Source organism: Microtetraspora sp. AC03309, assembly GCF_020826795.1.
Lineage (GTDB): Bacteria > Actinomycetota > Actinomycetes > Streptosporangiales > Streptosporangiaceae > Microtetraspora > Microtetraspora glauca.
Genome location: NZ_JADDIL010000008.1, coordinates 63,952 through 85,448, shown reverse-complemented (window position 1 = coordinate 85,448; position 21,497 = coordinate 63,952). Strand labels below are relative to the sequence as shown.

20 protein-coding genes are annotated in these 21,497 nt (G+C 70.0%); 17 read left to right on the top strand and 3 right to left on the bottom strand.

Features of this window, described 5'->3' with window-relative positions:
• The first annotated feature begins 26 nt into the window (after nt 1–26).
• Nucleotides 27–587 carry a TOPRIM nucleotidyl transferase/hydrolase domain-containing protein gene (locus IMZ11_RS06430; RefSeq protein ID WP_228638460.1) on the top strand — a complete coding sequence of 187 codons (561 nt, stop codon included), beginning with the start codon at nt 27–29 and terminating at the stop codon, nt 585–587.
• A gap of 68 nt (nt 588–655) precedes the next feature.
• On the opposite strand, the gene IMZ11_RS06425 is transcribed toward IMZ11_RS06430, so the two are convergent.
• Nucleotides 656–1,468: an IclR family transcriptional regulator gene (locus IMZ11_RS06425; RefSeq protein ID WP_228638458.1), complete on the bottom strand. Its 813-nt coding sequence runs from the start codon at nt 1,466–1,468 to the stop codon at nt 656–658.
• A 66-nt stretch (nt 1,469–1,534) separates the two neighbouring features.
• Here IMZ11_RS06425 and IMZ11_RS06420 point away from each other — a divergent pair, with 66 nt between their 5' ends.
• The 4 genes from IMZ11_RS06420 to IMZ11_RS06405 are packed head-to-tail and all read left to right on the top strand — an operon-like array spanning nt 1,535 to nt 5,602.
• Nucleotides 1,535–2,704 carry a cupin domain-containing protein gene (locus tag IMZ11_RS06420; RefSeq protein ID WP_061252633.1) on the top strand — a complete coding sequence of 390 codons (1,170 nt, stop codon included), beginning with the start codon at nt 1,535–1,537 and terminating at the stop codon, nt 2,702–2,704.
• Nucleotides 2,701–3,549, top strand: a complete 849-nt coding sequence (locus IMZ11_RS06415; protein ID WP_228638456.1) for a fumarylacetoacetate hydrolase family protein — start codon at nt 2,701–2,703, stop codon at nt 3,547–3,549. The genes IMZ11_RS06420 and IMZ11_RS06415 overlap by 4 nt, the downstream gene beginning before the upstream one ends.
• Entirely contained in the window at nt 3,549–4,259 is a 711-nt protein-coding gene (locus IMZ11_RS06410) for a maleylpyruvate isomerase family mycothiol-dependent enzyme (RefSeq protein WP_228638454.1), read from the top strand. Before IMZ11_RS06415 ends, IMZ11_RS06410 begins: the two co-directional genes overlap by 1 nt.
• Before the next feature lie 26 nt (nt 4,260–4,285).
• Nucleotides 4,286–5,602: an FAD-dependent oxidoreductase gene (locus IMZ11_RS06405; protein ID WP_228638452.1), complete on the top strand. Its 1,317-nt coding sequence runs from the start codon at nt 4,286–4,288 to the stop codon at nt 5,600–5,602.
• Between the two features lie 76 nt (nt 5,603–5,678).
• Here the strand turns inward: IMZ11_RS06405 and IMZ11_RS06400 are convergent, their stop codons facing one another.
• Nucleotides 5,679–6,293: a TetR/AcrR family transcriptional regulator gene (locus tag IMZ11_RS06400; RefSeq protein WP_228638450.1), complete on the bottom strand. Its 615-nt coding sequence runs from the start codon at nt 6,291–6,293 to the stop codon at nt 5,679–5,681.
• A gap of 193 nt (nt 6,294–6,486) precedes the next feature.
• Between IMZ11_RS06400 and IMZ11_RS06395 the strand changes: the two genes are divergently transcribed.
• From IMZ11_RS06395 to IMZ11_RS06350, 10 genes are all read left to right on the top strand, one after another.
• Nucleotides 6,487–8,097 (top strand): MFS transporter, encoded by a 1,611-nt coding sequence (locus IMZ11_RS06395; RefSeq protein WP_228638448.1) that lies wholly within the window; start codon nt 6,487–6,489, stop codon nt 8,095–8,097.
• 186 nt (nt 8,098–8,283) lie between these two features.
• On the top strand, nt 8,284–9,264 hold the full coding sequence (locus IMZ11_RS06390; RefSeq protein ID WP_228638446.1) for a phosphotriesterase: 981 nt from the start codon (nt 8,284–8,286) through the stop codon (nt 9,262–9,264).
• A gap of 50 nt (nt 9,265–9,314) precedes the next feature.
• The gene (locus tag IMZ11_RS06385) at nt 9,315–10,271 is read left to right on the top strand and encodes a phosphotriesterase (RefSeq protein WP_228638444.1); all 957 of its coding nucleotides are present in this window, start codon (nt 9,315–9,317) and stop codon (nt 10,269–10,271) included.
• Between the two features lie 21 nt (nt 10,272–10,292).
• Nucleotides 10,293–11,426 (top strand): FAD-dependent monooxygenase, encoded by a 1,134-nt coding sequence (locus IMZ11_RS06380; RefSeq protein WP_228638441.1) that lies wholly within the window; start codon nt 10,293–10,295, stop codon nt 11,424–11,426.
• Nucleotides 11,427–11,430: 4 nt separating this feature from the next.
• On the top strand, nt 11,431–12,351 hold the full coding sequence (locus tag IMZ11_RS06375; RefSeq protein WP_228638439.1) for an alpha/beta hydrolase: 921 nt from the start codon (nt 11,431–11,433) through the stop codon (nt 12,349–12,351).
• Between the two features lie 33 nt (nt 12,352–12,384).
• Nucleotides 12,385–13,323, top strand: coding sequence for an MBL fold metallo-hydrolase (locus tag IMZ11_RS06370; RefSeq protein WP_228638437.1), 939 nt, complete (start codon nt 12,385–12,387; stop codon nt 13,321–13,323).
• Nucleotides 13,324–13,341: 18 nt separating this feature from the next.
• Nucleotides 13,342–15,078, top strand: a complete 1,737-nt coding sequence (locus IMZ11_RS06365) for a CocE/NonD family hydrolase (RefSeq protein ID WP_228638435.1) — start codon at nt 13,342–13,344, stop codon at nt 15,076–15,078.
• A 6-nt stretch (nt 15,079–15,084) separates the two neighbouring features.
• Nucleotides 15,085–16,272, top strand: a complete 1,188-nt coding sequence (locus tag IMZ11_RS06360; protein WP_228638433.1) for a thiolase family protein — start codon at nt 15,085–15,087, stop codon at nt 16,270–16,272.
• On the top strand, nt 16,269–16,964 hold the full coding sequence (locus IMZ11_RS06355) for a 3-oxoacid CoA-transferase subunit A (protein WP_228638431.1): 696 nt from the start codon (nt 16,269–16,271) through the stop codon (nt 16,962–16,964). Before IMZ11_RS06360 ends, IMZ11_RS06355 begins: the two co-directional genes overlap by 4 nt.
• A complete protein-coding gene (locus IMZ11_RS06350) occupies nt 16,964–17,602 on the top strand; it encodes a 3-oxoacid CoA-transferase subunit B (RefSeq protein ID WP_228638429.1) in 639 nt (212 codons plus the stop codon). Before IMZ11_RS06355 ends, IMZ11_RS06350 begins: the two co-directional genes overlap by 1 nt.
• An 82-nt stretch (nt 17,603–17,684) precedes the next feature.
• On the opposite strand, the gene IMZ11_RS06345 is transcribed toward IMZ11_RS06350, so the two are convergent.
• Nucleotides 17,685–19,217: an FAD-dependent monooxygenase gene (locus IMZ11_RS06345; protein ID WP_228638427.1), complete on the bottom strand. Its 1,533-nt coding sequence runs from the start codon at nt 19,215–19,217 to the stop codon at nt 17,685–17,687.
• Between the two features lie 70 nt (nt 19,218–19,287).
• Between IMZ11_RS06345 and IMZ11_RS46105 the strand changes: the two genes are divergently transcribed.
• Both IMZ11_RS46105 and IMZ11_RS06335 read left to right on the top strand, forming a co-directional pair.
• Nucleotides 19,288–19,983, top strand: a complete 696-nt coding sequence (locus tag IMZ11_RS46105) for a TetR/AcrR family transcriptional regulator (protein ID WP_228638425.1) — start codon at nt 19,288–19,290, stop codon at nt 19,981–19,983.
• 308 nt (nt 19,984–20,291) lie between these two features.
• Complete coding sequence (locus IMZ11_RS06335) at nt 20,292–21,410, top strand: PP2C family protein-serine/threonine phosphatase (protein ID WP_228638423.1); 1,119 nt, start codon at nt 20,292–20,294, stop codon at nt 21,408–21,410.
• Nucleotides 21,411–21,497 lie beyond the last annotated feature (87 nt).

The window sequence follows — 21,497 nt, the reverse complement described above, 5'->3', positions numbered from 1 at the left end:
GCCGGATTCGGTGCAAGGCTGAGTGCGTGAACCGTACGCACACCGTGGTCCTGGTCGAGGGGATCAGCGACAAGTCGGCCATCGAAGCGTTGGCCGAGCGCCGGGGCCGAGACCTCGCGGCCGAAGGCATCTCCCTCGTGGCGATGGGCGGTGCCACGAACATCGGGACGTACATCGGCGAGTTCGGCCCTTCCGGTCGCGATCTCCGGCTGGCCGGTCTGTGTGACGCCGGAGAAGAAGGCGCCTTCCGGAAGAGTCTCGAGCGCGCCGGCCTCGGGTCCGATCTCAACAGAAGCGATCTGGAGGCGCTCGGATTCTTCGTGTGCGTGGCTGACCTGGAAGACGAGCTGATCCGCGCCCTCGGCACCGCCACGGTCGAACGCGTCGTCGATGCCGAGGGCGATCTCAGCTCATTTCGCACACTCCAGAAGCAACCCACATGGCGGGGGCGCAGCACTCACGACCAGCTGCGCCGGTTCATGGGAGCAGGCGGCGGCCGCAAGATCCGCTACTCCGGCCCGCTCGTCGCGGCACTGGAGCTCGATCGCGTGCCGCGACCGCTGGAGGGACTGCTGGCCCACCTATGAGGCCGCTCACGCACGGGGACGGGCCGATCGGAACATGGGGCGGACGCCCTCACTGATGGGCATTCGGATTATCGCCCTGAGCGGTGGGACTGAGCGTCAGCGTTCAGGAGGGAGTCGGCGAGGTCGGCCTCGACGGCGTCCGCGGTGCGGGAAAGGGCGTCGACCAGTGACGGCAGCCGGTGCCGGTCGTAGCGTCCGCTCGGCATCGACACCGACAGGCCGGCGAGGGCGTTCCCGTCCGGGGCCCGGACCGGCACACCGAGCGCCACCACGCCGCGCTCCGAGCGGCCCTGGTTGAGCGCGAAACCGTTGCGCCGCACCCGGGCCAGCTCGGTCCGCAGCCGGTCCAGGTCGGGTCGGTCCGCGGGCCGGTCGGCGTACCGCTCGGCCGGGTAGGCCGCCTCGAGTTCCTCGTCGGTCAGCTCGGCGAGCAGCAGCAGCCCCGCCGTGGTGCGGTGGGCCGGGAACACCATGCCCTCGCGGGAGCCCACCCGCAGGCTCTGGAAGCACTCGACGCTGGCGATGAACCGGACGGTGTCCCCGGTGCGCACGGCCAGGTTGGCGGACTCGTCGAGCACGCCGACCAGCCGGTGCAGGTGCGGCAGAGTCGCCGCCCGCAGTCGAGACGCGACCGAGGGCGAGTGGGCCGCGAGCTCCAGGACCGGGCCGGCCCGGTAGAGGCGCCGCTCGTCCTGGACCGCGAAGTCCCGGTAAACCAGCATCGCGAGCAGCCGATGCGCGGTGGAGCGGGCCACGCCCAGCCGCTCGGCGACCTCCGAGACGGTCAGCTCGCCCTCCAGTTGCAGCATCGCGGCGATCCGCAGCGCATGGTCCACACTGTTGATCAGGTAGGTCGGCGGATTCTTCAGCGGCTTGTCCACGACCCCTCGATTCTGCAGAGCAGAATTACGCGTTCTTCACAGCGTGACAGTAGCACCATTAGCCGTATGAGCACCCCTGTGACCACGCCAGAGTCCCCAGTACGGCTCCGTGCGATCGACGCTCCGGACCAGCCCGACGTCACCCCCGCGCTCGAGGACCTCTACCGCGGTTTCGAGCGGGAGCTGCTGGTGCCGTTGTGGACGGAGATCGGCGGCCTGATGCCGGCGCATCCCCGTTCGCGGGCGGTGCCGCACCTGTGGCGCTGGGAGAACCTGCGGCGGCTCGCCGAGCAGGCCGGCGACCTGGTCCCGGTCGGCCGCGGGGGAGAGCGGCGGGCGATCGCGCTGGCCAACCCCGCTCTGGGCGGACGGCCCTTCGCGACGCCCACGCTGTGGGCCGCGATCCAGTACCTGATGCCCGGGGAGGACGCTCCCGAGCATCGCCACACCCAGCACGCCTTCCGCTTCGTCGTCGAGGGCGAGGGTGTGTGGACGGTGGTCGGCGGCGACGCGGTCCCGATGCGCCGCGGTGACTTCCTCCCGCAGGCCGGCTGGAACTGGCACGCCCACCACAACGCGGCCGGCGAGCCGATGGCCTGGATCGACGGCCTGGACATCCCCTTCCAGTACGTCACCGAGACACAGTTCTTCGAGTTCGGCCGTGACGAGATCAGCGACGCCGAGCGGATCACTCCCGAGCGGTCCCGCTCCGAGCGGCTGTGGGGCCACCCCGGCCTGCGCCCGCTGTCGGTCGGCGAGCTCACCCCGGGCACCCCGCTGCTGTCCTACAAGTGGGAGTTCACCGACCGCGCCCTGGCCGACCAACTCGCTCTGGAGGCCGAGGGCTTCGGCGGCACCGTCGAACCCGGCCACGCCGCCGTCCGCTACACCAACCCCGCCACCGGCGGCGACGTGCTCCCCACACTCCGCGCCGAGATGCACCGCGTCGCCCGCGGCGCCGAGACCGCCCCCGTCCGCGAGACCGGCTCGTCGGTCTACCAGGTCTTCGACGGCTCCGGCACCGTCACCGTCGGCGACAGGACCTGGACGGTCACCCGCGGCGACCTGTTCGCCGTCCCGTCCTGGCAGCCCTTCTCGGCCAGGTCCGAGGCCGGCTCCACCGACTCCGACTCCGGCGCGCTGGACCTGTTCCGGTTCAGCGACGCCCCCGTCTTCGAGGCTCTCCAGCTCAACCGCACCCAGCACGACACCCGTATCGAAGGGACCACCCGATGAAGCTCGCCACCCTCCGTGTCAACGGCTCGACCCGCGCCGTACGGCTCGACGGCGACCGGCTGGTCGACCTCGGCGCCGCCGACCTCGGCGAACTCCTCTCCTCAGGCGACTGGGCCGCCAAGGCCGCCGCCGTCGACGCGGGCGCTGCCACGACCTACCCCGTCGAGGGCGCGGACTTCGCACCGGTCGTCCCGGCCCCCTCGAAGGTCGTCTGCGTGGGTCTGAACTACAAGAACCACATTCAGGAGATGGGGCGCGACCTGCCGCGGTACCCCACCCTGTTCGCGAAGTTCGCCGACTGCCTCATCGGCGCCGCCGACGACATCGCCCGCCCCGAGGAGACCGACGAGTTCGACTGGGAGGTCGAGCTCGCCGTGGTGATCGGCAAGCCGGTCCGCCGTGCCGAGGGCGCCGAGGCCGAGGCCGCGATCGCCGGCTTCACCATCCTCAACGACGTCACCTGCCGCGACTGGCAGTTCCGCACCAAGGAGTGGCTGCAGGGCAAGATCTGGGACTCCTCCACCCCGGTCGGCCCCTACGTCGTGACCCCCGACGAGCTGGCCGGCGGCGTGCGTCCCGAGCTGGAGGTCACGCTCAGCGTCGACGGCGAGGTCATGCAGAACGACAACACCGGCGACCTGCTCTTCGACCCGGTCGCGCTGGTGGAGTACGTCTCGACGATCGTGCGGCTCAACCCCGGCGACATCATCGCGACCGGCACTCCCGGCGGCGTCGGCCACGCCCGCACCCCCAAGCGCTACCTGACCGGCGGCGAGCGCGTCGTCACCGAGATCCAGGGCATCGGCCGGCTCGAGAACACCGTGGCCAAGGACGGGGCGTCCTGATGCCCCGCACCTTCGATGACACCCTGAGCTGGAGCGAGACGGGCACCGAGCTGCTCCTCGACACCGCCGCCGGGTGGGGCGAGGAAGAGTACCTCGCCCCCTCCGGGCTCCCCGGCTGGAGCCGCAAGCACCTGGTGGCCCACGTGGCGGCGAACGCCGACGCGCTGAGCAACCTGGTGCGCTGGGCCGCCACCGGCGAGAAGACCCCGATGTACTCCTCGCCCCAGCAGCGCGACGCCGACATCGAGGCCGGCTCCCGCAAGCCGGCCGCCGAGCTGGCCGCCTGGCTGAACTCGTCCGCCGAACGGCTCGCCGCGGGCGTCGCCGGCCTGAACGACGACCAGTGGAACGCCATGGTCGTCACCGCCCAGGGCCGTACCGTCCCCGCGACCGAGATCCCATGGCTGCGCTCCCGCGAGGTCTGCGTCCACGCCGTCGACCTGGCCTCCGGCATCGCCTTCACCGACCTGCCCGCCGGATTCATGACCGCACTCGCCGACGACATCGTCGCCAAGCGCGGCAGCGCCGCGGGTCCCGCGGTCGTCCTGGCCGCCACCGACACGGGCGACCGCTGGGAGCTGCCCGGCGAGGGCGAGCCCGTCACCGTCGACGGCCCGCTCGCCGACGTCGCGGCCTACCTCGCCGGACGCCCGCACGCCCTGACCACCTCCGACGGCTCTTCCGCGCCGGCCCTGCCGGCCTGGCTGTGAGCGTCCCGGCCTTCGAGGAGAGCAACGTGACGACATCCACCACCTCCGCGAACCCCGTCGACGTCCTGATCGTCGGAGGCGGCATCGGCGGCCTGAGCGCGGCCTTCGCCCTGGCCCGCGAGGGCCTGCGGGTGCGCGTGCTGGAGCAGGCCCGCGAGTTCGGCGAGGTCGGCGCCGGCCTCCAGATCGCACCCAACTGCACCCGGATCCTGCACGACTACGGCCTGTTGGAGGAGGCCAGGAGCCTCGGCGTGCTGCCGAAGAGCATGGTGATGCGCGACGCCGTCGACGGCAGCGAGCTGACCCGTCTGGACCTGGTCGACCTGGAGCGCACGTACGGCTTCCCGTACATGGTCATCCACCGCAGCGACCTGCACGGCATCTTCCTGCGCGCCTGCCGGCGCGCGGGAGTCGACCTGGTCACCGACGCCCGCGTCAGCGGTTACGAGAACACCGCGTCCGGCGCCCGGGTGCTGCTGGCGGACGGCCGCGCCGACGAGGCCCGGATCGTCATCGCCGCCGACGGCCTGCACTCGGGCGCGCGCAGGCTCCTGGCCGAGGACGAGCCGGTCAGTTCCTCCTACGTCGCCTACCGCGCCGCCATACCCATCGAACAGGTCGGCCGGGACGTCGACCTCAGCGAGGTCTCGGTCCACGTCGGCCCGCGCTGCCACTTCGTCCACTACGGGCTGCGCGGCGGCGAGATGCTCAACCAGGTCGCGGTCTTCCAGTCCCCCAAGGCCCTCGCGGGCGAGGAGGACTGGGGCACACCCGACGAGCTCGACAACGCCTTCGCCGAGACCTGTCCGGACGTTCGGGCCGGCATCCCGCTGATGTGGCGCGACCGCTGGTGGCGGATGTTCGACCGCGACCCGATCATGACCTGGGTCGACGGCGACATCGCGCTGCTCGGCGACGCCGCCCACCCGCCGCTGCAGTACATGGCGCAGGGCGCGATCATGGCGATCGAGGACGGCTGGGTGCTCGCCAAGCACGTCGCGGCGCGCCGCGACGCGAGCGGTGCGATCGACTGGCAGGGCGCCCTCGCGGCCTACGAAGCCGTCCGCCCCGAGCACTGCCGGCGTGTCCTGACCACGGCCCGCGCCTGGGGCGAGCTGTGGCATCTGGACGGCGTCGCCCGCCTCCAGCGCAACACGCTCCTGCGGGCCCGCGACACCTACGACTACTCCTTCACCGAGTGGATCTATGGCCCCACGGCACTGACGCCGGAGGAGGAACCGCCGATGTTCTCGCCGATCCCGCTGAACTCCGTCGACGTCGCCGCCCTGATCGGCGGGGCGGAAGCATCCCCGACACCAGCCGCACACTCACGAGAAGCCTGATGGTGCGCCACGCGCCGGTCCATCGCAGGAGACTCGGAATCCGAGGCGAGCTCGCGCGGACCGGCGCGGCTCAGCCTCAGTGACGCCCGATCGAGCCGACCCAGCTCTCTGTGAGGACGTCCAGCATCTCGTCGCGCCCGACCCCCCAGGTCCCCGGTGTCCAGTGACGCGCGACGTAGTCGAGTTCGGTGATGGCGATGACGCTGCGGAAGTGGCGGGTGCCGGCTGGGAACCGGTCGGCACGGTCGAGCCCGTCCTTGATGTCACCGATGGCCTCGTTCAGCCATTCGTCGAGGAGCGTACGGATCGCGGGGTCGACAGCCGCGGCCTCGAAGGCGGCCGTGGTGTAGGGGCGAATCACGTCCCATCGTTCCGAGGTCGACGCGAGCCACGCGCGGAACCGCTCTCGCGAGCCGTCCTCGACCACGGCGACCAACTCACGCTCGGTCGACCCGTGCTCGGCGGAGGGGACCCGGTCGAGCGCGGCGTTGAGCCGCTCCGAGACGAGGGCCTTCATCAGATCGACCTTGGAGGGGAAGTGCGCATAGAAGGTCACCCGCGTCGTCCCCGCCGCCGACGCGATGTCGTCGACCGTCGTCGTCGCATAGCCCTTCGACACGAACAGGTCCAGGCCGGCGTCGAGGAGGAGCTTTCGCGTCATCTCCTTCTGTGCCGCACGAAGCGTCGCCATGCCCGCCAGCTTAGAGCACGACGACCGGGCTCTGACCTCACTGATCGTTCTGAATACGTACTGCTCAGACACTTGACCGTGTGTTAAGTCATATGGCACCTTGCACATCCAATAGGTGATCGAGCTCACATCGGGGGGCCGATCTCGAGCGATCGGAACCGATCGCCCGGTCCATCGACAAGGAGCATCCGCAATGACGCAGACCGCTGCGCGCAAGCAGGGCTACACCGCCACGGTGGTCGCCGGCTGCTTCGCCGTACTCCTCGCGCAAGTGGCGTACTCGCTGCCCGGCGCGCTCAATGGCACCCTCCAGCAGGAGTTCCAGACCACCGGTGCCGAACTGACCTGGGTCACTGCCGCCTTCGCCATCCCCATGGTCGTCTTCGAGCTGACCACCGGCGTGATCGGTGACCTGTTCGGTCGCAAGCGGCTGCTGCAGGCGGGTGCTCTGCTGACCGTTGCGGGCTCGCTCGTCAGCCACGTCGCCGAGACGGTCCAGATCCTGTGGATCGGGCAGGTCGTCGCGGGTCTCGGAGCCGCGATCCTCTACCCGATCTCGCTCGCCATGCTGGCCGCGGTCAGCCCGTCGCAGGAGGCCCGCTCCAAGGCCATCGCCGTCTGGGCCGGCTTCCTTTCGATCGGTGCGGCGATCTCCCCGCTGATGGGTGGGTGGCTGGCCGCGGAGGGCAACTGGCGAACGTCGTACCTCGTGGTGATCGCGGCGGCGGTCGTCTCGATCGTCATCACCCAGTTCGCCGCCGACTCCTCGGCGCCGGAGGGACGCAAGCTGGACATCCCGGGCCAAATCACGCTGGCTCTCGGTCTGATCGCCATCCTCTTCGCCGCCACGCAGGGCTCCGAAGCCGGCTTCGCCCGCCCTGAGATCATCGGCGCCTTCGTCGCGGGCCTCGTGCTCCTCGGTGCCTTCGTCGTCATCGAGCTGCGGACCGACGTCCCGCTGCTGCACCTCGGCATCTTCGCCAACCGTTCCTACGCGATCGTCGCGATCGCCACGGTGGTCGGCATGTTCGCGTTCCTCGCGACGTGCTACTCGATGAGCATCTGGCTCGGCGCGATCCAGCACCAGAGCGCTCTGAAGATCGGCGTGCTGTTCCTGTTCATCCAGGGTCCGGCCTTCGTGCTGGTGCCGGCCGTCTCCCACCTGATCCGGAACTTCTCGCCTCGTTGGGTGCTCACCGTCGGCTTCGCCCTCATCGCCGTCAGCGGCATCTGGTGCTCGACGTTCGACGTCCAGGACATGAACTGGACGCGGTTCATCGGTCCGATGCTGGCCCTCGGTGTCGGCTTCGCGCTCACCGTCGGCTCGATCACGGCCGTCGCGATCAACACCGTTCCGCTACGGCTCGCCGGCATGGCCAGTGCCACCACCAACCTGCTCCGCGACTTCGGCTTCGCTCTCGGTCCGGTGCTCATCGCCGCGTTCGCGGTCAGCCGGGCGAACAGTGACCTGGGCGCCGGTGTCGGCAGGGCGATCGGTGAGTCCGGGCTCGAGTCGCCGTACACCGACATCGCCGGGGGTATCGCCCATGGGGGTGGCGCCATGGCGATCAACTCGATGCCGGTCGTGCCCGGCGCCGGTCCGGACATGCCGCCGGTGCCGATGCCGGAGAACCTCCGCGTGCTCGCGCTCGAGTCGCTCGGCAGCGCCTACAGCCTCGCGTTCCTGGTCGCCGGCCTCTGTGCCGCCGCCGCGGCGGCTCTGACGCTGTTCGGACTCTTCGGCTCGAAGCGCGCCGACGTCACGGAGCCTCTGATCGACGAGGAGTTCGTCCCCGCCGGGTGACCTGAGAGTCGCCGGGCCGAGTCGAGGTCCCCGCTTCCCGGAGGTGGGGACCTCGACCTGTTCCATACAGGCAGGTAGTCTAGTTTACCTGCCGGACATTTACTTGACGCTATGTAAATTTAGATGGCACGATTCACGCCGCAGCGTGACCGCGGTCACTCGCGCGAGACCGAAAGGAGTGCAGTGATGGATGCCCAGACTGCCGAGAACACCGTCAACACCGTCCTCGGCCCCGTTCCCGCGCAGGAGTTGGGGGTCGTCGCGGTTCACGAGGCTCTACTGTCGGTGGTTCCGGGAGCGGAGTACGGGTTCGACGTCACCATCGACCGTGCCGAGATCTTCGAGGCCCTGGCCGAGAAGCTGAAGGACTTCCGCGGGCACGGCGGCGGGACGATCGTCGACAGCACCGGCATGTTCCACGGACGCGATGTGAGACTGTACGAGGCCCTCTCGCGCACGACCGGCGTGCACATCGTCGCGTCGACGGGCCAGGGCCCCGAGGAGATGCTCGGCGGCTACTTCCTGACGCCGCAGACCAACCCCCCGACGCCGTGGCCGGCCGAGAAGTTCGCTGACCTCTTCGCCGAGGAGGTCACCGAGGGCATGGTGGTTCCCCGTGTCGAGCGGCGGGGCGCCGCGGGCCTCGTGGTCACCGCCGCCACCCTCGCGGGCATGACCGCGACCGACGAGAGCCTGTTCCGCGGTGCGGCCCGCGCCGCCTTGGCCACCGGTGTCCCGGTGTCCATCCGCTTCGGGGACGACGCCGTACGCGACCTCGAGGTCATCCTGGACGAGAAGCTGCCGGCCGACCGCGTCGTCGTCGGCGGGCTCGACCGCAAGGACGCCGTCGCGGTCGGCGCGCCCCTCGAGGTCGCCCGCCGCGGGGCCTACGTCGCGATCGACCACGTGGGCACCGAGGACGAGCAGCACCTCGGCGACAAGGAGCGGGTCGCCCTGGTGGCCCAGCTCGTCGAGGCCGGCTTCGGCGAGCGGATCCTGCTCTCGAGCGGCGCGACAGGTGTGGCCAAGGGCCATGACGGCAATGACACGCCGTACAGCTACGTCCTGTCGACGTTCGCCCCCCTCCTTACGGCACAGGGCCTCAGCGACGAGGACGTCCAGCGGATCCTCGTCGACAACCCGCGCGAGCTGCTGTCGGTGCGCTGAGCGCGCGACAGCCCAAGATCTTCAAGTTTCTTCTCGAAAAGGTGAGCGTTGTGCCGAGAGTGAACACCGTCCTGGGGCCGATCCCGGCCGAGGAGCTGGGCCTCGTGGCCGTCCACGAGCACATCGGGTACGGCATGCCGGGCTCCGAGCTGGACACCAAGTGGTGGAAGACGCCGGAGCAGCGGTACGACGAGACCGTCCCGAAGCTGCGCAGGTTCCACGAGTACGGCGGCGGCACGTTCGTCGACGCGACCGGGATCTGCAACGGCCGCGACATCGACTACTACCAGTCGTTGTCGGCGAAGACCGGCGTGCACATCGTCGCCTCCACCGGCTTCGTCGGCGGCGACACCGCCCTGCCGTTCTTCGCCCGGGCGAGCGTGGAGTACCTCGCGGAGCACTTCATCCACGAGATCACCGTCGGCATCGGCAACACCGGCGGCAAGGCCGGCATCATCAAGGTCGGCGTCAGCCGGGGCGGCCGGATGACCGACCTGGACAAGCGCATCTACCGCGCGGCCGCCCGCGCCTCCAAGGCCACCGGGGTCGGCATCCTGACCCACCTGGCCATCGACGCCGAGAACGCGATCGCGATCTTCAACGAGGAGGGCCTTCCCCTCGACCGCGTGCTCTTCGGGCACGTCGACGACGGCGTCAACGCCGACAAGACCCGCGACACCTGGATCGCCGAGCAGGGTGGCCGGATCGGCTTCGACACCTTCGGCTACGAGACCGAGCTCCCGGACCCGCCGTTCTGGGCCCGCCCGCGCAGGGAGCGCCTGGACCACTTCCTCCGGTTCATCAGCGGCGAAGGCCGCATCAAGCAGGTGCTCGCCTCGGCGGACGCCAACTGCAGCCCGCTGGGCTGGCCGGGTGTGAAGGGCCACACCGTCAACTACATCTTCGAGGACCTCATCCCGGACCTCCGCGCCGCCGGTCTCGACGAGACCGCCATCAAGACGATCTTCGTCGACAACCCCGCCGACTTCCTGTCGATCAAGAACTGACAAGGACAAGGAGCCAGAACCATGCACCCCTCCGACCTGAAGAACCTGAACATCGCCGTCGTCGGCGCGGGATACGCCGGCGCCGCATCGGCCAAGGCCCTGAGCCTCCTCGGCGCCACCGTCAACGTCTACGAGCAGGCGAGCCAGATCCGCGAGGTCGGCGCCGGCATCGGCCTGCGCCCGTCCACCATGGACCGGTTCCGCCAGTGGGGCATCATCGATGCCATCCAGAAGGTCAGCTCCGCGAGCGATTACTTCGAGATCCTCACCGCCACCAACGACCCGATCATGAAAGAGTCGTGGCCGGAGATCGACACCTTCGGCGAGACCACCCACCTGATCCACCGCGGTGACTTCATCGAGGCTCTCCTGGGTGTGCTCCCCGAGGGCATGGTGCACCTCGGTCACAAGCTGGAGAGCGTCAAGGACGAGGGTGACAAGGCGACGCTGACCTTCGCCAACGGCGAGTCGGTCACCGCCGACCTGGTGGTCGGTGCCGACGGCATCAAGTCGGTCGTGCGTGGCCAGCTGTTCGGCGGCAACGAGCCGGTGTTCTCCGGCGAGCACGCCTACCGCGCGGTGATCTCCGTCGACGACGCCCACGGGATGGCGGTCGACGACAACCTCCGGATGTACATCGGCCGGGGCACGAAGATCTACCTCCTGCCATTGCGCCACCGCGACCAGGTCTCGTTCGACATCACCGCCCTGTGTCCGGACAGCACCTGGGCGCCGGCCATCACCAAGGACGACCTGCTGAAGACGGTCGAGGGTTTCGACGAGCGGATCGTGAACATCACCCGCGGCCTCGACATGGACACCGTCAACTGCCGCGCGGTCTACGACATCAACCCGGTCGACACGTGGCACTCCGACTCCGTCGTCCTCGTGGGCGACGCGGCCCACTCGATGCTGCACCACCAGGGCCAGGGCGCGAACTCGGCGATCCTGGACGCCGGCGCCCTCGCCGACGCCCTCAAGGAGGCCGACTCCGTCAAGGAGGCGCTGGCGCGCTACCAGGCCACCCGTAAGCCGGTGACCGACGAGCTGCAGCGGATCTCGCGCCAGGGCTGGACCGAGGACGAGATCAGCGACGTCTTCCCGGGCCAGAAGCCCGCGTCCCAGAAGCCCGCGTCCCAGAAGCCGAAGGCCTGACGCCATGCCCCTGCACCCTGACATCGCCCGCGTCCTCGCCGGCCTGCCGGCGCCGCCTCCCGGTCCGCTGAACCCGGAGGCGATGCGCGCCGGCGAGGAGTCCCAGGTTCCGCCCGTGGCCGACCGCCTGCCGCTCCACTCCGTCGAGGACCTCACCGCGCAGACCGCTGTCGGCCAGGTCCCGGTGCGGGTCTACACGCCGGTCGACGCCGAGGCGTACGGCCTGCTGGTCTACTTCCACGGCGGCGCCTTCTTCCTCGGCAGCCTGAACACCCACGACCACGTCGCGCGGTCGCTGGCGAAGGAGACCGGGCTCAAGGTCGTCTCCGTCGGCTACCGCCTGGCGCCCGAACACGCCTTCCCGGCCGGCCTTGCGGACTGCTACGCCGTGGTCCGATGGGCCGTCGAGAACGGCGAGCGCCTTGCATGGGACGGTGCCACTCTCGCCGTCGCCGGTGACAGTTCGGGCGGCACGTTCGTCGCCGCGGTCGCCGGCATGGCGCACGACGACGGCTTCGACCGGATCACCCACCAGGTGATGTTCTACCCGTCGCTCGACCTGGACTTCGACGTCGACCGCTACGGCTCGCTGCGCGAGAACGCCGTCGGCTTCGGCCTGGAGACGGCGGGGCTGAAGCCGTTCAACGCCTTCTACCTCGACAGCGGTGCCGACCCGGCGGACCCCCGCGTCTCCCCGATCAAACGGGCGGACCTCACCGGGCTGCCGCCGGCGCTGATCATCACAGGCGAGCTGGACCCGCTGCGGGACGAGGGCGAGCGCTACGGCCAGAAGCTGAAGGACGCCGGCGTGGACGCGACCGTCAGCCGGTACGCCGGCGCGGGGCACGGATTCGTGCAGCACTTCTCGTGGATCCCGGAGTACCACCGGGCCTACGCGGAGACCCGCGACTTCCTCGCGCGCTGACGCGCCGATCCCACGGAACTCGAAAGGAGAGCCATGTCCGCAGTGAAAGTCCATCCCCTCGTGTCGCCGTGGGGTCGGTTCGGTCTCTACAGCTTCTTCATCGACGCGCCGGAGCCGGTCATCGTCGACACGGGGATCGCCTCCTCGCCCATCGAGGGCATGGCCCCCGCGCTCGAGGCCATCGGGCGCCGCATCGAGGACGTGCGCTGGATCCTGCTGACCCACGGCCACATCGACCACGTCGGCGGCGCCCACGCCCTGTGGGAACTCACCGGCCGGCGCGCGCAGGTGGTCATCCACGAGGCCGACGCCCCGATGCTGCGCTCGCGCCGGGCGCATGTGGACGAGTACCTCGGCGGGCGTGGGCGGTACCTGAACGACCCCGAGGGTGCGGCGAAGGTGACGGCCGCGGCCGACGCGGTCATCTCCGGCGAGATGGAGCCGACCATGCTCGTCAGGGGCGGCGAGACGATCTCCCTCGGCGGCGACGTCACCGTCTCCGTCCACTCGATCCCCGGCCACACGCCGGGGTCGGTCGCCTACGTCGTCGACGGCCGGCGCTCGGTCTTCGTCGGCGACGCGGTCCAGGTGCACGGGGCCGCCAACGGTTTCCCGGGCTTCGCGGACCCGGTCGCCTACCGCACGAGCCTGGAGTACCTGCGCGACGAGATCCGCCCGCAGCACCTCTACCTCGGCCACCCCTACCGCCGCGCCGACGGCACGCCGTACGGCGTCGAGCTCGACGCGGCGCAGGCGGCGGAGGCGCTCCGAGAGAGCCTCGACATCGAGGGCCGGGTCAGCAAGGCGGCTCACGCCTGCCTGTGCGCGGGACTCCAGGTGACGGACTCGGCGTACTCGCCCTTCGCCCACGTGGCACAGGAGGTCGACTACACCGCCGACCCCACCCTCGAGCCGTCGCCGTTCTTCACGTCGATGCACGGCTACCGCACGCACTTCAACCGGAACTCGTGAAAGGGGAGCCTCGCATCCATGGTTGACTTCCAGACCATCCAGGCGGGCCAGGACAAGATCGCCGTCCGCAAGGATCTCCGCGTGCCGATGCGCGACGGCATCACGCTGGCCGCCGACGCCTACCAGGGCGTCGACGACAAGCCGCGTCCGGCGCTCGTGGCGCTCAGCCCGTACGGCAAGGAGCTGCAGGCCCTCGCGCTCACGACGCCGCCGCAGCGGCGCCCCAGCCCGATGTGGGACGGCTGCATCGAGGCCGGCGACATCGCGCGCGTCGTCAAGGAGGACTACGTCCACGTCATCGGCGACCTGCGCGGCTCCGGCGCCTCCGAGGGCGAGCACATCGGCAACTACAACGCCGGTGGCGTCTCGCTCGGCCAGGACGCGTACGACTTCATCGAGTGGGTCGCGGCGCAGCCGTGGTGCGACGGCAACGTCGGCATGATCGGCATCTCCTACTTCGGCTCGATGCAGGTGCTGGCCGCGGCCGAGCGGCCGCCGAGCCTCAAGGCGATCTTCGTCAGCGGTGGCCACTACGACTTCTACGAGACCACCTACCACGGCGGCGTCATGTGGTTCATGCCGCGCGCCGCCCGCGAAGGCCGCGGTGGCGACTCCGGCTGGGCCTTCACCGATCGCGTCACGTCCCGCATGCTCGAGACCTACTCCCCGGAGGAGATCAAGGAGCGCGTCGCCAAGCGCCTGCGGGACCCGGACGTGGCCGCCTGGCCGAACCTGGTCCACGTGCTGAACTACCCGAAGAACCACGAGGCGTGGTTCGACATCGTGATGAACGAGGTCGACGGCGAGTGGTACGAGGAGCGCAACCCGGTCACGCTCGCGCCCGACATCGACATCCCGGTCTGGCTCCAGATCGACCAGGGCCGCGGCTGGACGATGGACGGCACCATCGAGGTCTACAACTCGCTGAAGGGCCCGAAGAAGCTCGACATCGGCCCCTACCCGCCGATGCAGTCGCGCCCCTTCATCGAGGAGCACGACAAGATGTTCCGCTGGTACGACTACTGGATCAAGGGCATCGACAACGGAATCATGGACGAGCCCGCCGTCACCGTCTTCGTCGAGGGCTCGCGTGAGACCGTCACCGGCGCCCAGTGGCCGCCGAAGGACGTGGAGTACACGTCGCTCTACCTCCGCCCGCGCCGAAAGCTCTCCTTCGAGTCCGAACTCATGGGCGCCGAGTACGCCGCCCCGGACGGCTTCTACCAGGCGCCGCTGACGGTGACCGACAAGGTGGAGATGCTGAGCTGGAGCACGGCTCCGTTCGACGAGCCCACCGAGATGATGGGTCAGGGCGCGGCGCACATCTTCGCGGAGATCGACCAGCCCGACACGAACTTCATCCTGCGCATGTGGGACGAGGCCCCGAACGGCAGGCGTCAGCTCATCACGACCGCCTACCTCAAGGCCTCGCATCGCGAACTCGACGAGGAGCGCACCACGGAGGGCAACCCCTACCACCCGCACACCCGCGCGGTGCCGGTCGAGCCGGGGAAGATCGAGGAGTACGTGCTGCGCGTCTACCCGTTCGCGGCGACGTTCCTGCCCGGTCACAAGCTGGTCGTGGAGCTCTCCAACGACGAGCCGCTGGCCGACGAGCACAACGCCCTGCTGCCGCCGGACGCGTTCCACCTGCCGGTGGGCCGCCCTGTCACGCACAAGATCTACCGTGACGCCGCCCATCCGTCCCGGCTCGTGCTGCCGTTCACGACGCGCACCGCGGTGGAGAACAGGTAGCCGACCATGGCATTCATCTACGCGGCGGCCCGCACTCCCTTCGGCCGGTTCAACGGAGCGCTCGCCGGCGTCCGTCCCGACGACCTCGCGGCGACCGCGATCACCGGTGCGCTCGCGAAGGCGCCGGCGCTGGACCCGGCCGAGATCGGCGAGATCGTGTGGGGCTGTGCGAACCAGGCCGGCGAGGACAACCGCAACGTCGGCCGGATGGCCGGGCTGCTCGCCGGAGTGGCGGTGTCGGTGCCCGCGACCACGGTCAACCGGCTGTGCGGCTCGTCGCTCGACGCCGCGATCATCGGGTCCCGCACGATCGACACCGGTGACGCCGATATCGTGCTCGTCGGCGGCGTGGAGTCGATGACCCGGGCGCCGTGGGTGCTGCCGAAACCGGACCGGGCGTTTCCCGCCGGCAACACGACCGCCGTTTCGACGACGCTCGGCTGGCGCCTGGTCAACGCGCGGATGCCGTCGGAGTGGACGGTGTCATTGGGGGAGTGCAACGAGCAACTGCGGGAGCGGTTCTCGATCTCGAGGGAGCGGCAGGACGAGTTCGCCGCGCGGTCGCACCGGCTCGCGGCGGCGGCATGGGACGAGGGCTTCTACGACGACCTCGTGGTTCCGGTCGACGGCGTCGACCTGACCCGCGACCAAGGAATCCGCGCCGACTCCACGCCTGAGAAGCTCGCCGGCCTCACGCCGAGCTTCCGGCCCGACGGCACGATCACCGCCGGCAACGCGTCGCCGCTCAACGACGGGGCGGCGGCGTTGCTGCTCGGTTCGGAGGCCGCTGCCGCGCGGATCGGGCTTACCCCGGTCGCCCGGATCGTGGGGCGTGGTGCGTTCGCGCTGGAGCCGCAGGACTTCGGGTTCGCTCCGGTCGAGGCTGCCAACAGGGCGCTGGAACGGGCCGGCATCGGCTGGGATCAGGTGGGCGCTGTCGAGCTCAACGAGGCCTTCGCCGTCCAGTCGCTCGCGTGCGTGGACGCCTGGAAGATCGACCCCGAGATCGTCAACGTCAAGGGTGGCGCGATCGCGATCGGCCATCCGCTCGGCGCCTCGGGCGCCCGGATCCTCGGCACCCTCACCAAGGTTCTGGTCGCGAAGGGCGAGCGGTACGGCGTCGCCGCTATTTGTATAGGCGTGGGCCAGGCGCTCGCCGTGGTCCTCGAGAACGTCACTGGAGGAGCGGCGTGAGCAGAGCGCAGATCTTCGCATCGCCGGACGAGGCGGTGAGCGTCGTCAAGGACGGCGACATCGTTCTGGTGGGTGGCTTCGGCTTCGCCGGCATGCCGTTCGACCTGATAGACGCCTTGATCCGGCACGGCGCGGGCGACCTCACCATCGTGTCCAACAACGCCGGCAACGGCGACGTGGGCCTGGCCGCCCTGCTGAAGGCCGGCCGGGTGCGGAAGGTCCTGTGCTCCTTCCCCCGGCAGGTCGACTCGTACGTCTTCGACGACCTCTACCGCCGCGGGGAGATCGAGCTCGAGGTCGTCCCGCAGGGCAACCTCGCCGAGCGGATGCGGGCGGCCGGGGCGGGCATCGGGGCGTTCTACTGTCCGACGGGCGTCGGCACGCCGCTTGCCGAGGGCAAGGAGACCCGCACGATCGACGGACGCGACTACGTCCTCGAGTACCCGATCAAGGGTGATGTCGCTCTGATCTCCGCTCACACCGCCGACACGATGGGCAACCTCGTGTACCGCAAGACCGCCCGAAACTTCGGCCCGGTGATGGCCACGGCCGCCACGACGACCGTCGTCCAGGTCTCGTCGATCGTGGATGCGGGGCAGATCGACCCGGAGGTCGTCGTCACCCCGAGCATCTACGTCGACCGCGTGGTCCAGGTCGAGCCGCGTCACTACACCGTGCAGGGAGCCCGCTGATGCCGCTCAATCCCGACCAGCTCGCAGCCCGGGTCGCCCAGGACATCGAGCCGGGCAGTTTCGTCAACCTCGGCATCGGTCAGCCCACCAAGGTCGCCGACCACCTTCCGGCCGAGATCGGCGTCGTCCTCCACACCGAGAACGGCATGCTGGGCATGGGCCCCGCGGCTGTCGGCGACGAGGTCGACCCTGACCTCACCAATGCCGGCAAGGTGCCCGTCACCGAGCTGCCCGGAGCCGCGTATTTCCACCACGCGGACTCCTTCGCCATGATGCGTGGCGGCCACCTCGACGTGTGCGTCCTGGGTGCCTTCCAGGTCTCGGCGAGTGGTGACCTCGCCAACTGGGACACCGGCGCGCCCGGCTCGATCCCCGCCGTAGGCGGCGCGATGGACCTGGCGATCGGCGCCAAGCGGGTCTACGTGATGATGACGCTCTTCGCGAGGAACGGCAGCCCGAAACTCGTGCCCACCTGCACCTATCCCCTCACGGGTGTCGGCTGTGTCAGTCGTGTTTACACCGACCACGCCGTATTCGAGATCACCCCCGATGGCGTCCGCGTGCTCGAGTCGTTCGACACTTCCGTCGAGGAGCTTCGCGCCCGGCTGGACGTCCCGCTCCTGGTCGACGTCCACTGACCGTTCGACCGCCTCGGTGTGGGCCGCTCCACGAGTACGCGCAGGTCGTGGAGGGTGGCCGACCTTCCGGCACCCTGGAGCCTCAGCCCGGGCTGAACCAGCGGGTGAGGGCTGTCTTCAGGCTGTCGGGGTCCGCGCCCGCCCAGGCGACGTAGCCGTCGGGCCGGATGAGCAACGCGGGTGCCGGGGAGTCCTCGGCGGTTGCGGTCACGCGGCGCACTCGGTCGTTCCAGGGCTCCACGGTGGCGCCGAGGGCGTTCCCCCCGGTGAGGTCAAGGAGCAGGGGGCGGGCGTCGCGCAGGAGCTCGGCCAGGCGCCGTGTGTGTCCGTCGTCGGTGGTCAGGTCGATGGGTGGCACGAACCAACCGGTGGGCGCGGCGGGGTGTTCCTCGCCCATGTCGTAGCGGACATCGGAGCCTGCCATCAGGGCGGCGACCATGTGCGTGTTCTCGGTGCGCTCGAGGAGTTCCGCGAAGAGCCGGCGTAGTGCGGTGACATCGCCTCCGGGTGCCATCAGAGCGGTCGCGGCTCGGGTGTGCATGAGCACGCGTTCGCCGCTCGCGTGGCGTTCGGTCTCGTAGCTGTCCAGTAGCGCTTCCGGGGCCCAACCCCGCAGCGTGGCGGCGAGTTTCCAGGCGAGGTTGGCCGCGTCCTGCAGCGCCGCGTTCAAGGTCGGCCCATGGCTTACGTGTGCGGCGTCGCCGGCGACGAAGACGCGACCGTCGCGGTAGCGGTCAGCGAGCCGGGAGTTCCGGCCGCACAGGCGCCGAAGCAACGTGGGCGCACCCTCGGGCGGCGGAGCCAGGGGCAGGCGCACGCCGAGGACCCGTTCGACGCTCTCCTCCATCTCGGCCGGCGTCATCGGCGCACCCGGCCCCGGGAAATCGCCTGCCGGGTGATCTTCCCATTCGGCCGTGTTGACCAGCGGCCGCTCCGGGTCGTGCGCGAGGAGGGTGAAAACTCCCTGATCGGTGCGGTGGAACATCGCCGGGATCTCGCCGAGGCCGTCGATCACGACACGTCCCCCCGGTGTGAAACGGAAGCGCTCGCTCGGCCCGATCAGGGCCGTCCGGTCGACGACGTTGTCGTCGCTGATGCCGGGGAAGGCGATTCCCGCCTGCTTGCGAATCAGGCTGCCGCCGCCGTCGCAGCCGACGAGGTATCGGGCCGTGAAGGTCGTCTCGGTGCCGTCTGGACCGCGTGCCACGACGTCGACCTGGTCATCGGTCTGATCGAAGGACAGTACGTCCCAACCTCGTCGGACGTCCGCGCCGAGTTCTGCCGCGCGCTCATCGAGCACACGTTCGAGATCGCGCTGGTTGGCCGGCAGGAGATACATCGGGTTCTCCTTGCCGAGCGCGCGCAGCGGCAGCGGCATCCCGCCGAAGAACAACCCAGGAGCGGGCACCGGTGCTCCTCGGCCCCCGCAGCGTTCGAAGAGGCCGCGGTTGTCCAGCAGCCGTACGACCTGGCCGGCGAGGCCATGCGCCTTGTCTGACAGGTCTGGATCCGGCCGTCGTTCCAGCACCAGGGGCCGGACTCCCGCGAGGCGGAGCTCGCAGGCCAGAAAGAGACCGGTGGGTCCACCGCCGACGACGATGACGTCGAACGTCACTGGCGCCTCCTTAGGATACGCGACTGTATCTAACGGTGGACACCGTAGATCCCCGCGATAAGATACGCAAGTGGATCCCAAGCGCGAGCGGATCGCGGGTGAGCTCGGGGCGAGCGGGGCGCAGGCGGCGGAACGTCGTGCCGACGGCGGCACGACCCGTGACAGCGGCGCATCCCGTCGACGTGGCCCCGCACTCGAGGGCGCGATCCTCGACGCCGCGTGGGACGTGCTGGTCGAGCACGGATACCACGGCTTCACCTACGAGGCCGTCGCCGCCCGCGCCGGCACGAGTCGTCCCGTTCTCTACCGGCGCTGGCCGCAGCGCGACGACCTGCTGCTGGCCACTCTCGCCAAGTTCTGGCGGCTGATCGAGGTGCCCGACACCGGCAGCCTCCGCGAGGACGCGATCGGCTTCCTCCGCAACGCCGACGCCGACCGCGCAGGCATGATCACGTTGATGAGCGTGCAGCTGGTGGGCTACTTCCGCGACACCGGAACCAGCCTCAGCGACCTACGCGACACCCTCCTCCCGCCGGGCCAGGCGACCGCCTTCGAGATGATCGTCGCCCGCGCGGTCGAGCGCGGTGAGCTGCCCGACGTGCCGCGCTCGTCCCGCGTGGTGAACCTGCCGTTGGACCTGTTGCGCCACGACATGCTCATGACGATGCGTGCGGTGTCGAACGAGTCGATCGTCGAGATCGTGGACGAGGTGTGGCTGCCGCTGCTGGGAGTGCCTGCAGCCCCTGTACCACCGCAAAAGCCATGACAGCCGCTTGACCCGCGGTTTCGTCGCTCCCGCGGATAGCGGGCGAACCGTTGATGTTCGTCGTCGGCCGGTTGTCGCGCGGTGTCGCTCCAGCCGCTCACGCCGCCACTCCTTCGGAATGGACGACAAACAAGGATGTGACATGTGATATTTCCCAGCCGATTCTCAGCCGCTCTGCCCGCGGTTCGTGCTGCCGTCGCGGTCGGCGGTTCGCCCCGGTGACCTCGTACTCGCCGCTGGACGGCGGGGCTCGTCGAACCCGGCCACCTGCCGGGATCGCGCCGCGGGGCCGGGTGTAAGCAGGAGGTATGCGCCCGTGGCGGCTGTTACCGCACCGGCATCGCCCCTGGCAGGCCAGCGACGCCCTGCTGGCGTTCCCGCTCGCACTGATCGCGGTCATCGTGGTGGTCGACCTGCTGACCCCCATCGGGATCCCGATGGGACCGCTGCTGGTCGTGGCGCCCGCGATCACCGCGTCGTTCGCCGGCGCCTTCGCCACCGCGATGGTCGCCGCGATCGCCGTCGCGGGCCTGGTGGCCGTCGGCGTGATCCTGGACCAGAACCTGTTGAACACGATGTACTTCCAGTCGCAGATCATCTCGCTGGTGGTGGTCTCGGTGATCGTCACGGTGTTCCGGTACCTGCGGGATCGGCGCACCCGTGAACTGGCGCAGGTGCGTACGGTGTCGGAGGCCGCGCAGCGGGTGGTGCTCAGGCCGTTGCCGCAGCGGCTCGGGCCGCTGCGGGTGGCGTCGGTGTACCTGGCGGCGCAGGAACAGGCGCAGATCGGCGGCGACGTGTACGCGGCCGCGCGAACGGCCGACTCCACCAGGCTGATCGTCGGCGACGTGATGGGCAAGGGCCTGACCGCCATCGGCGACGCCGCCCTGCTGCTCTTCGCCTTCCGCGAGGCCGCCCACCGCCAGGCCGCCCTGCCCGATCTCCTCACCTATCTGGAACACAGCGTCTGCTGGAACCTGGCCGAATCCTCCGAACCGGAGAAGGCCGGGGAGTGCTTCATCACCGCCGTGGTCGTCGACATCCCGGACGCGTCGCCGCGGATGCGCATGGTGAGCTGTGGGCATCCGCCTCCCCTGCTGCTGCGCGGCCGACAGGTCATCACGCTTCATCCCACGCGTCCCGCGCCGCCGCTGGGCCTGGGCGAGCTGGCCGGCCCGGACTACCGCGCGGACACGTTCATGCTCGAACCCGGCGACCTGCTCCTGCTGTACACCGACGGCGTCGTAGAAGCCCGGAGTCCCGAGGGCGTCTTCTACCCGCTCGCCGAGCGTGCCGCCTCCTGGGGCGAGGACGAGACCCCCCTGGCGCTCGTCCACCACCTGCGCGAGGACCTGCTCGCCCACGTCGGCGGACGCCTGGCCGACGACGCCGCCGTGATCGCCGTCCAGCGCGCCCCCGGCGACTGATCGGTCCCGCACTCACCCCGCGAGTACGGATGCGCACGTCGCCGAGACGATCGCATCCTTCGGCGAGCCGGAGCACACGAATGGCTC